This is a genomic window from Caulobacter sp. (assembly GCF_017744445.1).
In the GTDB taxonomy this organism is placed as follows: domain Bacteria; phylum Pseudomonadota; class Alphaproteobacteria; order Caulobacterales; family Caulobacteraceae; genus Caulobacter.
The window spans coordinates 212249-224511 of record NZ_JAGIBH010000004.1 but is presented as its reverse complement, the minus strand read 5'-3'; the positions used below and the strand labels follow the sequence as shown (position 1 = coordinate 224511).

Below are 12263 nucleotides of genomic sequence, written 5' to 3'. Positions count from 1 at the left end.
CCTCCCTCGGGGAGGACGTGTATGGACGACATAGAGCGTCGCGCACTGATGAGGCTGATCGCCGCCGGAGCCATCGCGCCGGGTGCGGCGTTTGGCCAGGCGAGCGACGCGCCCGACCCCCTGAAATATCTCGACACGGCCCAGCGCCTGACGGTGAAGGCCTATGTGAACGGGCAGGGACCGTTCGACTTCCTGGTCGACACCGGGGCCAGCAGTTCGGTGATTTCCACCGAACTGGCCGATCAGCTGGGTCTGGTCCGCACAGGCGCCAACAAGCTGCACAGCATCGCCGGCGTCCAGTCGGTGGCGACCGCGCGGGTCGAGAACCTGACGGTTGGCAAGCGTTCGCGGTCGAATACGACAGTGTCGGTCCTGCCGCGGTCGCTGCTGCGCATGGACGGGGTGCTGGGCCTGGAATGGCTGGGCCGGGCCAGCCTGCTGCTCGATTTCCAGCGGCAGAAGATGGTGGTGGGCGAGGGGCTGCCGCTGTCCGACAGCCAGACCGTCGCGGTCAAGTCGCGGCTGACCCGCAGCGGCCTGATGCTGATCGATGCGTTCATCCCAGACCAGCGCCTGATCGCTTTCGTCGACACCGGCTCGACCACCTCGGTGGGCAACCCGCCGCTGCTGGAGGCGGCGCGCGAAGGCAAGTCGATCGTAGGCGAACTTTCCGATACGGAACTGCGCAGCGTGACCGGTCAGGTCCTGGCCGCGCGGGCCACGGTGGTGTCGCGCCTGATGCTGGGAAAGCTGACGTTACGGAACATTCCACTGTTGATCGGGCAGGTTCACACTTTCGACTACTGGGGCTTTCGTGATGAGCCCGCCATCGTCATCGGCATTGATATCCTGAAGAAATTCCAGACGGTCGCCATCGACTCCAAGCGGGGCGAGGTACGGTTCCGGGTTCCCGACTAGTCCAGCTTTTCTGCGAGAACGCCGAAAGGTTTGCGATGCAGCACTCGGCGTCTTGACCCGTCGCGCGGCGCTCTCCAATGGTTGTTTGAAGGGAGAGCCGAATGCGTTTGCGTCAAAAAATCCGGCGGGAGATCAAGTTCCTCAAGGGACTGTCCCGGACGCTCAAGCGCGTTAAGTCCATTGCTCCCGACAGCACGAACCTGATCTGCGACGACCTCGAGGCCGCGGTCGACAAGTGGCGCGAGCGTCGGGCGATCACGTTCGAAGGCAAGACCGTCACCTATGCCGAGCTGGACGCCATCGCCAACCGCTACGCCCACTGGGCCAAGGGGCAGGGGATCACGCGCGGCCAGACCGTGGCGCTCTTCATGCCTAACCGGCTGGAGTACATGGCCATCTGGTACGGCCTGTCGAAGGTCGGCGTGGCCACGGCCCTGATCAACAACCAATTGACCGGCGCGGCGCTGGCGCACTGCCTGAACATCTCCCAGGCTATGCACTGCATCGTCGATCCCGAGACTTCGCCGTGCTTCGAGGACGTGAAGAGCCAGCTGCAGCGCCACATGCACCAGTGGGTGCTGGGCCCGGCGACGGGCGAGCAGCGTGACCTAGTCAAGGCGCTGAAGAGCTGCAGCCAGCTGCGTCCAGACCGCGAGACGGCCCGCGACGGCATCGTCGCCAAGGACACGGCGCTCTACATCTTCACCAGCGGCACCACGGGCCTGCCCAAGGCCGCGCGCATTACCCACATGCGCGCCCAGCTCTACATGCGCGGCTTCGCTGGCTCGACCGGGGCCAATCAGAACGACCGCATCTATGTGACCCTGCCGCTGTACCACGCCACCGGCGGCCTCTGCGCCCTGGGCGCGGGCCTGCTGAACGGCGGCTCGATCGTGCTGCGCAAGAAGTTCTCGGCCACCCACTTCTGGCCGGACGTCGTGAACGAGAACTGCACGATGTTCGTCTATATCGGCGAGCTGTGCCGCTATCTGGCCAACCAGCCGCCGCACGAGCTGGAGCGCGCCCACAAGCTGCGCATGATCTTCGGCAACGGCCTGCGTCCCGACGTCTGGAACGAGATGCTGGACCGCTTCAAGGTCGGCGAGGTGCTGGAGTTCTACGGCGCGACAGAGGGCAATGTCTCGCTGTTCAACTTCGACGGCCGCCGTGGCGCGATCGGCCGGATCCCGGGCTATCTGAAGAAGAAGTTCAACATCCGGATCGTGAAGTTCGACGTCGAGAGCGAGACGCCGATCCGCAGCGCCAACGGCTGCTGCATCGAGGTGGCGCCCGGCGAGGTCGGCGAGTGCATCGGCCATATCGGCAGCGACGCGCGCTCGAACTACACCGGCTATGCCGACAAGGCCGCCACCGAGAAGAAGATCCTGCACGACGTCTTCGCCAAGGGCGACAACTGGTTCCGCACCGGCGACCTGATGAAGGTCGACAGCGACGGCTACATCTATTTCGTCGACCGCATCGGAGACACCTTCCGCTGGAAGGGCGAGAACGTCGCCACCAGCGAGGTGTCCGAGCGCATCGCCGGCTTCGAGGGCGTGCAGGAAGTCAACGTGTACGGCGTGCCGGTCGGCGACCTGGACGGCAAGGCCGGCATGGCCTCGCTGGTCGTCGAGGGCGAGTTCGACATGGTCGCCTTCGCCAAGCATGTCGACGAGCAGCTACCCACCTATGCCCGCCCGATCTTCGTGCGCCTGCAGAAGGCGATCGAGACCACCGGCACCTTCAAGTACCGCAAAATGGACCTGGTCAATGACGGCTTCGACCCCGCCAAGACCAAGGATCCGCTGTACTTCCGCGATCCGGCCAAGGGCTATGTGAAGATCACCAAGGCCCTGCACGCCAAGATCGAAAGCGGCGCCTTCAAGCTGTGACCACACGGCGCGCGGGCCTTGCCGCGCTGGCGGCGCTGATGACCTCGGCCTGCTCGCCGCTGTCGGTCTTCGCGACCCTAACGCCCAAGGACGCCGCCAAGGTCGAGGGGCGGGGCTCGCGCTACGCCGCCGGTCCTCGTGGCGGGATTGATGTCTATGCGCCGCCGACCGCTCACGGCGCGGCGCCGGTGGCGGTGTTCTTCTACGGCGGGTCCTGGGATAGCGGTCGGCGGCAGAACTATGGCTGGGCCGCGCGGGCCCTGGCGGCCCAGGGCTTCCTGACCATCGTCCCTGACTATCGGCTGTATCCGGAGGTCCGTTTCCCGAGCTTCCTGGACGACTGCGCGCAGGCCGTCCGCTGGGCGATCGATCATGCCGGCGCGCTGGGCGGCGATCCCAAGCGCATCATCCTGGTCGGCCACTCGGCGGGCGCCTACAACGCCGCCATGCTGGCCCTGGACCCGCGATACCTGGCGGCCGCCGGCGTCGCGCCCGGCGCGGTCAAGGCCTTCGCGGGCCTGTCGGGACCCTATGCCTTCTTGCCGCTGGACGGGCCGATCACGCAGCGGACGTTTGGCGAGGCCGCCGACCTCGAGGCCACCCAGCCGACCCGCTACGCCCGCGCCGATGCGCCGGCGGCTTTCCTGGCGACAGGCGACAAGGACACCACGGTCTATCCCCGCAACACTCGCAAGCTGGCCGCCGCGCTGCGTGACGCGGGCGCCAAGGTCGAGGAGCACCACTATGCCGGCCTCGACCACGCGGGTACGGTGCTAGCGCTCTCGCGACCTTTCCGACGCAAGTCGACCTTGCTGGCCGACATGGCCGCGTTCCTGAAGAGCGCGGCGGGCGCCTAGAGATACGGACCCCACAGGAAGGCGATCGCGCCGAACACCCCGATGGCCGTGAACGCGGCGGCGAGCGCCAGCACGGTCGCAGTCAGGCTTTTCAGGCCGTTGCTGTCGCTTCTCTGAGCCGCCTCATACAGCTCCAGCACCGCCAGCGGGATCAGGTAGCTTCCGAAGGTCAGGACGATGTCTGTGGGGCCGGACATCTTGTCGGTCATGCCGACCGGCCCACGGTTGATGACGATCCAGCCCATGATGCCGACCCGCAGGAACCAGACGCCGCTGACGGCCATGAAGGTCCGCATGGCCCAGCGCCGGTGCTGCTCGAACCGGCGCTTGATCGCGTGCCGCCAGGCCAGGGCGACGAAGACCAGGATCAGCACCGCGTTGATCAGGATCGCCACCGCCGAGATCACCGACAGATAGGTCCCGCGCACCACCGCCAGCCAGACGCCGCTCAACGCCATGAACAAGGCGATGACCATGAAGGTCCGGCCGCTCCAGCGGTGCAGGCGCGGCCATTTGCGGCGCAGGGCGGGGACCAGCTGCATCAGGCCACACAGCGTCACCACCGAGGCCAGCAGGACGTGGGCGGCGAAGACCACATTGCCCAGGTTATCGCCTTGGATGTAGCCGTCGATCAGCGGCTTGTCATTCCAGCCGGCGAAGTTCCCGGTCGCCGTACGCACGCCGTAGAAGGCGAGGATGAAGCCGATGAAGACCATCTGACCGACGGCCGCGACGGTGAACCAGAGGACGCTGGCCCCCCGTAGGGCCTTCTGGGGAAACGATAGGGACGACATGGAAACTCCTGACACGACCTCGGGATTGAGGCCGACGGCAGGGATGGCGGCGCGCTCAGCGCCGGGTCTCGCCGATTTGGAATTCGGCTAGAGATATTTTCGGAAAGCTGGGGCAGGTTCGCAGCCATGACCTTGGCCACCACATCCGGCGCTTCGATCGCGGGCCTGAGGCCCTGGCGGCCGCGCGGGCGGCTGCAGGTGGTGACGACGATCGCGACGGTCTCGTTCGTCTGTTACGCGCTGAGCCACTTCCTTGAGGGGCGTCTGGCGACGGCGCTTTCCGTCGTGGGGCTAGGGGCCTGCGGATGGGCCTGGCTGGTCGCGAGGGCCCTGTTCGACCCGGCTGAGCGCGATGCGCGGTGGGCCTGGGTCGTCGCCCTGGTCGTCGCCATCAGCGCCGGCTTGGCGGGTCTGGCGCCCGCGGGGACGCTGGTCGGACGCGTCGCCGGCAATGTCTATGCTCTCAGCGGCTCGGCGGCCTTGCTGCTGACCTTCGTCGAGCCGTTCCAGCGGTATGCAGCAGACCTGCCGACGATCGAGAAGCGGTTTCGGTTCGTATTCGTGGCGCTGTACGCCGTGCTCGTCGGCGTCTCGGTCTTGGGCCTGCGCGCGTCGGCCGGCGCCGCGCAGGACGACCTGGTGAAGAGCGTCTGCGCCGTGGTGGGTCTGGCGGCCACGCTGAGCGCGGTCTGGTTCCGACGGCGTCATCCGCTCGCGGTAAGAGTCCGCCGCGCGGCCACCGACGACGACGCCCGCCTGGCCGATCGGCTCAAGCGCCTGCTGGCCGAGGAGGCCATCGACAGCCGGCCCGAGCTGAAGATCGCCGACGTCGCCGCGCGGCTGGGCGAGCCGGAGTACCGGGTCTCGCAGTGCATCAGCGCCGCCTTGGGCTTTTCCAACTTCAACCGCTGGATCAACCACCACCGCATCGCGCGCGCCAAGGCGCTGCTGGCCAGCCCGGACGAGCGGCGCTCGATCCTGGAGATCGCCTTCGACTGCGGCTTCGCCTCGCTGGGACCGTTCAACCGCGCCTTCAAGGACGAGGTCGGCACAACGCCGCGGGCTTATCGGTCAGCGACGCGGCAGCCCTAGGGGGCGCCACACGCCTTGCCATCCAGCTTGCGCTGATAGGCTTCGGCCAGGCTCAGATACGGCGGCAGGAAGGTGTGCAGCGTCACCGCCTTGCCGTCGCTCGTCGTGCCGCTGACCCCCGCCCGTAGCTCGAAGTGCAGGTGGATCGTCGTGGGCGTGCCGCCGAAGTCGTTGGACACCTTGCCCAGCTTCTGCCCGACCGCGACGTTGTCGCCTTCCTTCACCGCCAGGGTCGACATCTGCATGTGCAGGTAGCGGTAGGTGTAGTGCGGCGCGGCCTTGGCCACGAGCGTGACGGTGTAGGTCCCGATGTCGGTGATCGTGCCGGCCTCGGCGGCCACGGCCCAGTGCTCATTCTTCTTGCAGGTGGCCGGGCGGATGTCCTGGCCCTGGTGGCCGTTGCCGGAGCCCGCGCACAGCGGGTTCGCCCGCGAGCGCGCCTCGCAGAAGGTGTCGCGCCAGGGCAGGGTGTAGTTCAGCGTATCGCACTGGCTGGGCTTGCCGGGCGGACCCATGCCGCCGCCGGGGCCGTAGACCTGCGAGTTCGGGAAGCCGGCCTCCATCATCGGCCAGCACATCTTGGGCGACCAGACCGTGCGGTCCAGATAGCCCGGACCCTGACCGGCCGGGATCGCGCCGGCCGGCGCGTGGTCGAAGCTGGCCGGCGAAGGCGCGGGCGGCTCGGGCGGCTGCGGCGCGGGATCGGGGCTGGGCGGCACCGGCTCGCTGGACGGCTGCTCGGCCCCGCCGTCGGCGGGCGCATCGTCGGCCTTGGGCGGACCGGGCTCGGGCGAAGGTGGTGGCGTCACGCCGCCGGTCGCCGGTGTCTTGGTGGTGTCGTCGCAGGCGGCTAGCGGGGCCAGCGCCAGGGCGGCGACCAGAAGGAGCGGGGAGACTTGCATGATCAACCTCCCAGCCCTGCGGCCTGCCGCGCGGCCTTGCCCATGACCACGGCGGTGGTCTTGCCGACCAGGCCCAGGACGTAGTTGTCATCGACGCAGCGCGGGTCGCTGGGCGCGTCGCAGCGGATCTCCACCGTGTAAAGCACCCCGTAGCGCACGAAGCTGGCCAGCTGGCCGTCGACCGTGCGCTGGACGGTCAACTGCTCGGGGCCGCTGTCGATCTTCAGCGGCTTGCTCGCCGGCATCGGCACGGTGGTCGTCGTGCCGCTGAACGACACCCCGCCGCCGGCCGTGTCGGCCGTGATCGTGTAGTAGTCGCCGAAGCTGTAGATCCGCGCATTGCCGGCCAGCTTGGCGTCGGTGGGCAACAGGATCGGCACGGCGGTGATGTCGACCTGCTGGCGGTTCAGGTTGCCGCCCAGGTTCTCGCCCAGGCCGCCCGACTGCCTCAGGCCGCCGACCGCGCCCTGCCAGTCCACGCGCGGACGCGGCGGGGCCACGAAGGCCGCGATACCGGGTCGGATGGCCGGACGCGGCGCGGCGGCGCCGGGGATCGGCGCCCCGGTCGCGTCCCGGGTCTGAGCCCGGCTGGTCGATATCCAGGTCGCCCCCGCGACCATGGCGACGACGACGGCCCCCGTCGTCGCCCACCACTTCCCATGACGCATGGCTTCCCCCACAGAACCGCGTTCGGTCAAACCCTAACGTGAAAATGCCGCGCTGTTAACCTTTGTCGCCATGTTGCAGTGCGATTGAACCGCGAAGGCTTCATGCTATATGCGTGACATGTATTCGCGGGCCTTGTGTGTGGCGGCCCGGAAGAACCCCAACCATTCAAAGGGATAGGCTTCCCCGCCATGCTGCTCACCATGCTCAAGGCCAAGCTGCACCGCGCCACGGTGACCCAGGCCGACCTCGACTACGAAGGCTCGATCGCCATCGACCGCGACCTGTTGGACGCCTCGGGCATCCTGCCCAATGAGCAGGTCGACGTGCTGAACATCACCAACGGCGCGCGCTTCACCACCTACGCCATCGAGGCCCCGCGCGGCTCCAAGGTGATCGGTGTCAACGGCGCCGCCGCGCGCCTGGTGCAGAAGAACGACCTCGTCATCGTCGTCACCTACTGCCAGATGGCCGCGGAAGAGGCGCGCAACTACGCCCCGACCGTCGTGCTGCTGGAAGAGGGCAACCAGATCAAGAAGGCGGCCTGATGCGTCGCATCGCGCTGGTAGGGCTGGCGGCCCTGGGTCTGTCGGCCTGTTCGGGCAAACTGCCGGACGGCGTCGATGAGAGCATCCTGACGCAGTCGGTCGGCAAGTCGATCGGCTCGCCCTCGACCTGCGTGGTCATCGCCGACGCCGACGGCAAGCTGGTCTGGCGCGGCGGCGGCTATGTCACCTGCTCGCGCAACCTGCCCGACTGCGAGGGTGGCCAGACCACGGCCGAGGACTTGCTCAAGGCCAGCCTGGGCAAGCCAGCCCGCTTCATCAGCTGCCCCAGCCCCGCGGCCGCCGCCAACACCGTCGGCTGGTCGATCGGCCCGGTGCCGACCGGCGAGGGCAAGCCGCCGCGTAACCTGACCTATGTCGCCGTCATGGAGGGCGAGCGCGCCCTGCCGGGGCTGGAGATCAAGAATCGGGTCGAGCGGGCTTTTAAGAAAGCCGGCTTCTAGCCTGAAGCATCAAAGCCGCCGCCGGGCTGTCCCGACGGCGGCTTTTTCGTGCCTGCTCGGGGAGCGGACTTACTTCGAGACTTCGTAGACCGCGCTGACGTCGATGCGGACCTTCAGCTCGCCGCCGGCGATGCTGGTCGAGTCGGCCATCTCGCGCTTGCCGGCGAAGGCCATCATCGGCACCGGCGGCGGCGCGGGCATGTAGCCGCCGCCTTCGCTCAGATTGACCAGGCGCACGGTCTTGTAGCCCGTGGCGCGGCCGTACAGCTCGGCCTTGGCCTGCAGGGCCTTGACGGCCTCCAGGCGGGCGGCGTCCTCGGCCGCCTGCGGATTGATCAGGCCAAAGCTGATGCCGTTGACCGTGTTGGTGCCGGCATTGACCGTAGCGTCCACCGTCGCGCCCAGCTTGGACAGGTCACGCACCGTGATCGTCACCTGGTTCGAGGCCTGATAGCCGGTCAGGCGGGGCGGCTGGTTCTGCTCATAGGCATACTGGGCGTTGATGTTCAGGTTCGAAGTCTGGATGTCGCGTTCGGCGACGCCGGCCTTCTTCAGCGCGGCCATCACCTGGTTCATGCGCTCGCCATTGGCCTTGAGGGCGCTGGAAGCGCTGGTGGCTTCGGTCTGGACGCCCAGATTGATGGTGGCCATGTCCGGCGCCACGCGGGTCTCGCCATAGGCCGACAGGCTGAAGGTCGTGGCCTTGAAAGCCGCCTCGGTGGAGCTCTGGGCCAAGGCCGGAGCGGCTGCGCCCATCAGCAACGCGCCGCCGATCAGGGCAGGCAGGGCCATCGAAGTCAGGCGGCGAGCGGTGTTGGTCATCGTTCTTTCTCCAGGGCGATCCGGCGCAGGAAAGCGACGCCGGACAGCTATGGTTCCTTTGGTGACAGCATCAACCTGAACCGGAGCTTTAAGCGGCGTTCGGCTCATGTTATTCGCCGGCTCTCGCGTACGCTCACCCGTATTCGCGCGGGCCTGTAGCTCAATGGTTAGAGCCGACCGCTCATAACGGTCTGGTTGGGGGTTCGAGTCCCTCCAGGCCTACCAAACCTTCTCCCTTATAGTGCTGAAGCCTGCGCGCCGCTGCTGAGCTGTGGTGGCATCGTTGCGCTACATGCAAATCTAACTCGTACTCTTGAATTTGCCTCATGTGCAAAAATTAACACACGTCAGACTCGGACGTACGCGCCGCCGCGACCCGTCGACTCACGCGAAAGAGGCGTGCAGAGTAGGGGTGTTGAAGGCGGAGGTTGTCGTGTTCGCGGTGACGCGGTTCTGCGTACAGGCGTTCGGGAGGCGGGGTGGAACGCTCCAGCCGACCGAGGTTCGGGAGTGCTACTTCGAGGAGGATGCCCGGCGTGAGATGGAGGTCCTGGGGCGGCGATCGTCGGGCGTGGCGCTGTATCGCGTGCGGGGCGAGCCGCTGTCAGGCCTTTGGGGCAAGCCTGCGCTGATCGCGCGCCAGGGCGAGATCCTGGCGTTGGACTAGGTGGGAATTATCCCACCTTTTTCAGGGTTTGTCCGATCTCGACCAGTTGCAGCCGCTGAACGGGCTGGAGCTGGTCCCAGATCGACCAGATTCCTTCGGAGGCTTCCGGATCCCGCATGATCAGGTCGGCAGGCTCGCAGCGATAGATGGTCGCCAGCGCTTCCAGCACGTCCTGCGAATAGCCGGTCTCGCCGCGTTCGACACGCGACAGCTGGGCTACCGAATAGGGGTAGCCGACCTCCAGCTCCAGCCGTTCGACGGCCTGCTCCAGGTTCAGGTCGCGATGCTTGCGCCAGGCGCGGATGAAGGTCTTGCCGCGCCGTTTCGCCTTGGCCTGCCGGTCGGGTGTCATGCAAATCCCAGATGCGAGCGAAAGGGAGAATGTCCGGCCATTAAACACAAAATTTGCTTGCCATGCAAATTTGTATTTGGTACAAATTGGATATTCCGAGAACTTCGCCCTGGCGACGCGAGCCGGGCGGGGTCTCCCCCGAAATTCCCCATCCATCGGCTCAAGCCGCAGGAAGCTCCAGATGATTCCGATCCACGCGACCGGTCCGGCCGGTCATGCGACCTTTCACGTCTATACGGCCCGCCGCACCGAGGCCGACCGTCGGCGCCCGCGCGCCATTCTCACCGGCCTGCTGATGGGCGATCCGCGCCCTGACCGCTACGCGCTGTCGGAGGCGATCCGCACCCGCCTGTTCGGCGTCCTGCCGGATGAGCCTGTCGTGCCGGCCAAGGTGCTGGCCGTGCTGGAGGCCCTGGCCGACGGCCCGCTGACCCTGGCGGACCTGGCCGACGAGATGGCCGTCAGCCTGTCGGCCGGCAGCGACCGCGCCCAGGCCGCGCGCCTGATCGGCCTGGTCGAGCGTCTCGGCGGTCGTCCGTGCCGGGTCAGCCTGACGGCGGCCGGCCGCGCCGTCCTGGAGGAGCAGGGCGGGTGAGCGGCCTGCAGGACGAGGTCGCGCAAGGGGCCATCGACCGCGCCGTCCAGGCCTGCGGGCCACGCAAGCCGATGCTGTGCGCCATCATCCGCGCCGCCGGCCGGATGCTGGCCGAGAGTGAAGGCCACGACTTCGTCGCCCAGGTCTGCGCCGGCGAGGCCCGGCGCCACGCCCTGGCCGAAAACCGACGCGGCGTCCGGTTCGGGCGCTGAGATTTTCCAAACGAGAAGGGGACCGCCATTAGCGTCCAAGTCATCCGTCCCGAGGGGCTGACCTCCGCCGAGCTGGCCGACATGGCCCGCGCCGATCGCGCCGCCGTCCTGGCCATCAGTCCCGCCGCCCGCCAGGCGGCGCGCGAGACCGTGCTGCGTATCGCCGGCGCTCAGCTGGCGCGCAGCGAGGAGGCCGAGATCGCCGCTGGCCTGATCGAGACCGCGGCTTTGGCCCGCGCGCGGGGCGAGCAGATCGATACCGGCGCCGGCGGCTTGCGGATCTCCAGCCGCGACGGCCTGCGCAGCCTGCGCCAGGGCGGCCGCATCACCGACGCGCACTATGCCGTCGGCCTGCTGTACCGCGTCGGTTTCGAGGCCCGCGGCCGTGACTTGCGCGCCGCCAGCCTGGAGCCCGGGCGCTTGAGTGGCGGTGGGGGCGGCGGCCACGACAACGACCGCTTCGTCGCCGCCCGGCTGCGTCGCGCCCGCATGCTGGACTTCGTGGCTCGCGCCGACCGCGCCGTGGCCATGTCGCTGGCCGACAAGCCCATGGCCTTGCGCCTGCTGCGCTCGGTGGTGGGCGAGGGGACCAGTCTGTCGGTCTGGGGCGCCGGCCGCGCTTTCACCCGTAATCGCGAAGTCCTGGTCGAGGTTCTGGACCTGATCGTGGCCATGGCCAAGCAGATCGCTCGCGACCGCAAGAATAGGAACGTTTATCGAGCAAATTGATTGACCGTCGGGAAGGTAGATGGTCTAATCTGATCATTCTCGGAGATGTGCCTATGACGGCGCTTTTGACCTCCGAAGACTAAAAATCCGAACCTTCGATCTCTTCCGGACCCGACGCTCGATTTGAGCGACGGACCGCCCGCGACCCCGTCCTTCGTTCAAGGGCGGGGTTGTCGTCTCGCCTGCCTGTTCAGGAACCCAGACATGACCCTCGATCCCGTCGCCGGGAGCCATGCGGCTCCGGGAACGCCTCCGCTCGCCTGTCTGCCGGCGGGCCGCCGATGAGCGTGCTGAAGATCCGCGCGGCGCTGGAGACAGCGCTGGCCGCCATGAGCCCCGCCCTGGCCACTGCTTGGGAGAACACCGCCTACACGCCGACGGCGGGCGCGCCGTACCAGCGCGCATCGATGCTGTTCGAGCCGCCGGTCAACACCGAGTACGGGCGCGGCTTCCAGCAGGGCGGCATGTTCGTCGTCGCGCTGTGCTGGCCGCAGGGCGCCGGCATGGCCGACCTGTCCGCTCGTATCGAGCTGCTGCGCGCGACCTTCCCGCGCGGCGCGGCCTTCACGTCCGACGGCCTGACCACCCAGGTCGCCCGCACCCCTCTCATCCTGGCCGCGATCCTGGAGGGCGACCGCTACGTCGTGCCCGTTCAGGTCCCGTTCCTGGCCACGATCACCAGCTGACGGCGGCCTCCGCCCGAAGGGACGGTCTTCCGTCCAGCCCCTCCACCCATCCCGATAACTTCCCAGGAGA

General features: G+C 67.7%; 16 protein-coding genes and 1 tRNA gene. 12 read left to right on the top strand and 5 right to left on the bottom strand.

Going from position 1 to position 12263, the window contains the following annotated elements; genetic code table 11:
- Positions 1-48: 48 nt before the first annotated feature.
- The 3 genes from J7528_RS07905 (at position 49) to J7528_RS07895 (ending at position 3667) form a co-directional block, all read left to right on the top strand.
- Complete coding sequence (locus J7528_RS07905) at positions 49-918, top strand: aspartyl protease family protein (protein WP_291872533.1); 870 nt, start codon at positions 49-51, stop codon at positions 916-918.
- 101 nt (positions 919-1019) lie between these two features.
- Positions 1020-2810 (top strand): long-chain-acyl-CoA synthetase, encoded by a 1791-nt coding sequence (locus J7528_RS07900; protein ID WP_291872530.1) that lies wholly within the window; start codon positions 1020-1022, stop codon positions 2808-2810.
- Between the two features lie 38 nt (positions 2811-2848).
- Positions 2849-3667: an alpha/beta hydrolase gene (locus tag J7528_RS07895; protein ID WP_291872755.1), complete on the top strand. Its 819-nt coding sequence runs from the start codon at positions 2849-2851 to the stop codon at positions 3665-3667.
- Here J7528_RS07895 and J7528_RS07890 read toward each other — a convergent pair.
- Complete coding sequence (locus J7528_RS07890; protein ID WP_291872527.1) at positions 3664-4461, bottom strand: DUF2306 domain-containing protein; 798 nt, start codon at positions 4459-4461, stop codon at positions 3664-3666. The two genes, J7528_RS07895 and J7528_RS07890, sit on opposite strands and share 4 nt — an antisense overlap.
- A gap of 126 nt (positions 4462-4587) precedes the next feature.
- Here J7528_RS07890 and J7528_RS07885 point away from each other — a divergent pair, with 126 nt between their 5' ends.
- Positions 4588-5553: an AraC family transcriptional regulator gene (locus J7528_RS07885; RefSeq protein WP_291872524.1), complete on the top strand. Its 966-nt coding sequence runs from the start codon at positions 4588-4590 to the stop codon at positions 5551-5553.
- On the opposite strand, the gene J7528_RS07880 is transcribed toward J7528_RS07885, so the two are convergent.
- Positions 5550-6455 (bottom strand): M23 family metallopeptidase, encoded by a 906-nt coding sequence (locus tag J7528_RS07880; RefSeq protein ID WP_291872521.1) that lies wholly within the window; start codon positions 6453-6455, stop codon positions 5550-5552. The two genes, J7528_RS07885 and J7528_RS07880, sit on opposite strands and share 4 nt — an antisense overlap.
- A 2-nt stretch (positions 6456-6457) precedes the next feature.
- The gene (locus tag J7528_RS07875; protein WP_291872518.1) at positions 6458-7135 is read right to left on the bottom strand and encodes a hypothetical protein; all 678 of its coding nucleotides are present in this window, start codon (positions 7133-7135) and stop codon (positions 6458-6460) included.
- A gap of 177 nt (positions 7136-7312) precedes the next feature.
- On the opposite strand from J7528_RS07875, the gene panD reads away from it, so the two are divergent.
- Together panD and J7528_RS07865 are read left to right on the top strand one after the other, a co-directional pair.
- Positions 7313-7669 carry an aspartate 1-decarboxylase gene (gene panD / locus J7528_RS07870; protein ID WP_291872516.1) on the top strand — a complete coding sequence of 119 codons (357 nt, stop codon included), beginning with the start codon at positions 7313-7315 and terminating at the stop codon, positions 7667-7669.
- Complete coding sequence (locus J7528_RS07865) at positions 7669-8130, top strand: hypothetical protein (protein ID WP_291872513.1); 462 nt, start codon at positions 7669-7671, stop codon at positions 8128-8130. The genes panD and J7528_RS07865 overlap by 1 nt, the downstream gene beginning before the upstream one ends.
- Positions 8131-8199: 69 nt before the next feature.
- Here the strand turns inward: J7528_RS07865 and J7528_RS07860 are convergent, their stop codons facing one another.
- Entirely contained in the window at positions 8200-8952 is a 753-nt protein-coding gene (locus tag J7528_RS07860; RefSeq protein ID WP_291872510.1) for an SIMPL domain-containing protein, read from the bottom strand.
- A gap of 149 nt (positions 8953-9101) precedes the next feature.
- Between J7528_RS07860 and J7528_RS07855 the strand changes: the two genes are divergently transcribed.
- Positions 9102-9177 (top strand) — tRNA-Ile (locus J7528_RS07855).
- Positions 9178-9367: 190 nt separating this feature from the next.
- Entirely contained in the window at positions 9368-9619 is a 252-nt protein-coding gene (locus tag J7528_RS07850) for a hypothetical protein (RefSeq protein ID WP_291872508.1), read from the top strand.
- Between the two features lie 7 nt (positions 9620-9626).
- Here J7528_RS07850 and J7528_RS07845 read toward each other — a convergent pair whose 3' ends face one another.
- On the bottom strand, positions 9627-9971 hold the full coding sequence (locus tag J7528_RS07845) for a helix-turn-helix transcriptional regulator (protein ID WP_291872507.1): 345 nt from the start codon (positions 9969-9971) through the stop codon (positions 9627-9629).
- A 181-nt stretch (positions 9972-10152) separates the two neighbouring features.
- Between J7528_RS07845 and J7528_RS07840 the strand changes: the two genes are divergently transcribed.
- The 4 genes from J7528_RS07840 (at position 10153) to J7528_RS07825 (ending at position 12193) form a co-directional block, all read left to right on the top strand.
- Entirely contained in the window at positions 10153-10566 is a 414-nt protein-coding gene (locus tag J7528_RS07840; RefSeq protein ID WP_291872505.1) for a hypothetical protein, read from the top strand.
- Positions 10563-10778, top strand: a complete 216-nt coding sequence (locus J7528_RS07835) for a hypothetical protein (RefSeq protein ID WP_291872503.1) — start codon at positions 10563-10565, stop codon at positions 10776-10778. Before J7528_RS07840 ends, J7528_RS07835 begins: the two co-directional genes overlap by 4 nt.
- 81 nt (positions 10779-10859) lie before the next feature.
- Positions 10860-11507, top strand: coding sequence for a hypothetical protein (locus tag J7528_RS07830; protein WP_291872501.1), 648 nt, complete (start codon positions 10860-10862; stop codon positions 11505-11507).
- 281 nt (positions 11508-11788) lie between these two features.
- Positions 11789-12193 (top strand): phage tail terminator-like protein, encoded by a 405-nt coding sequence (locus J7528_RS07825; protein ID WP_291872499.1) that lies wholly within the window; start codon positions 11789-11791, stop codon positions 12191-12193.
- Positions 12194-12263: the final 70 nt, after the last annotated feature.

Coding starts and splice junctions, on each gene's coding strand:
- J7528_RS07825 (WP_291872499.1), top strand. CDS start 11,789: ATGAGCGTGCTGAAGATCCGCGCGGCGCTGGAGACAGCGCTGGCCGCC.
- J7528_RS07885 (WP_291872524.1), top strand. CDS start 4,588: ATGACCTTGGCCACCACATCCGGCGCTTCGATCGCGGGCCTGAGGCCC.
- panD (WP_291872516.1), top strand. CDS start 7,313: ATGCTGCTCACCATGCTCAAGGCCAAGCTGCACCGCGCCACGGTGACC.
- J7528_RS07905 (WP_291872533.1), top strand. CDS start 49: ATGAGGCTGATCGCCGCCGGAGCCATCGCGCCGGGTGCGGCGTTTGGC.
- J7528_RS07890 (WP_291872527.1), bottom strand. CDS start 4,461: ATGTCGTCCCTATCGTTTCCCCAGAAGGCCCTACGGGGGGCCAGCGTC.
- J7528_RS07845 (WP_291872507.1), bottom strand. CDS start 9,971: ATGACACCCGACCGGCAGGCCAAGGCGAAACGGCGCGGCAAGACCTTC.
- J7528_RS07895 (WP_291872755.1), top strand. CDS start 2,849: ATGACCTCGGCCTGCTCGCCGCTGTCGGTCTTCGCGACCCTAACGCCC.
- J7528_RS07880 (WP_291872521.1), bottom strand. CDS start 6,455: ATGCAAGTCTCCCCGCTCCTTCTGGTCGCCGCCCTGGCGCTGGCCCCG.
- J7528_RS07860 (WP_291872510.1), bottom strand. CDS start 8,952: ATGACCAACACCGCTCGCCGCCTGACTTCGATGGCCCTGCCTGCCCTG.
- J7528_RS07830 (WP_291872501.1), top strand. CDS start 10,860: ATGGCCCGCGCCGATCGCGCCGCCGTCCTGGCCATCAGTCCCGCCGCC.
- J7528_RS07865 (WP_291872513.1), top strand. CDS start 7,669: ATGCGTCGCATCGCGCTGGTAGGGCTGGCGGCCCTGGGTCTGTCGGCC.
- J7528_RS07840 (WP_291872505.1), top strand. CDS start 10,153: ATGATTCCGATCCACGCGACCGGTCCGGCCGGTCATGCGACCTTTCAC.
- J7528_RS07900 (WP_291872530.1), top strand. CDS start 1,020: ATGCGTTTGCGTCAAAAAATCCGGCGGGAGATCAAGTTCCTCAAGGGA.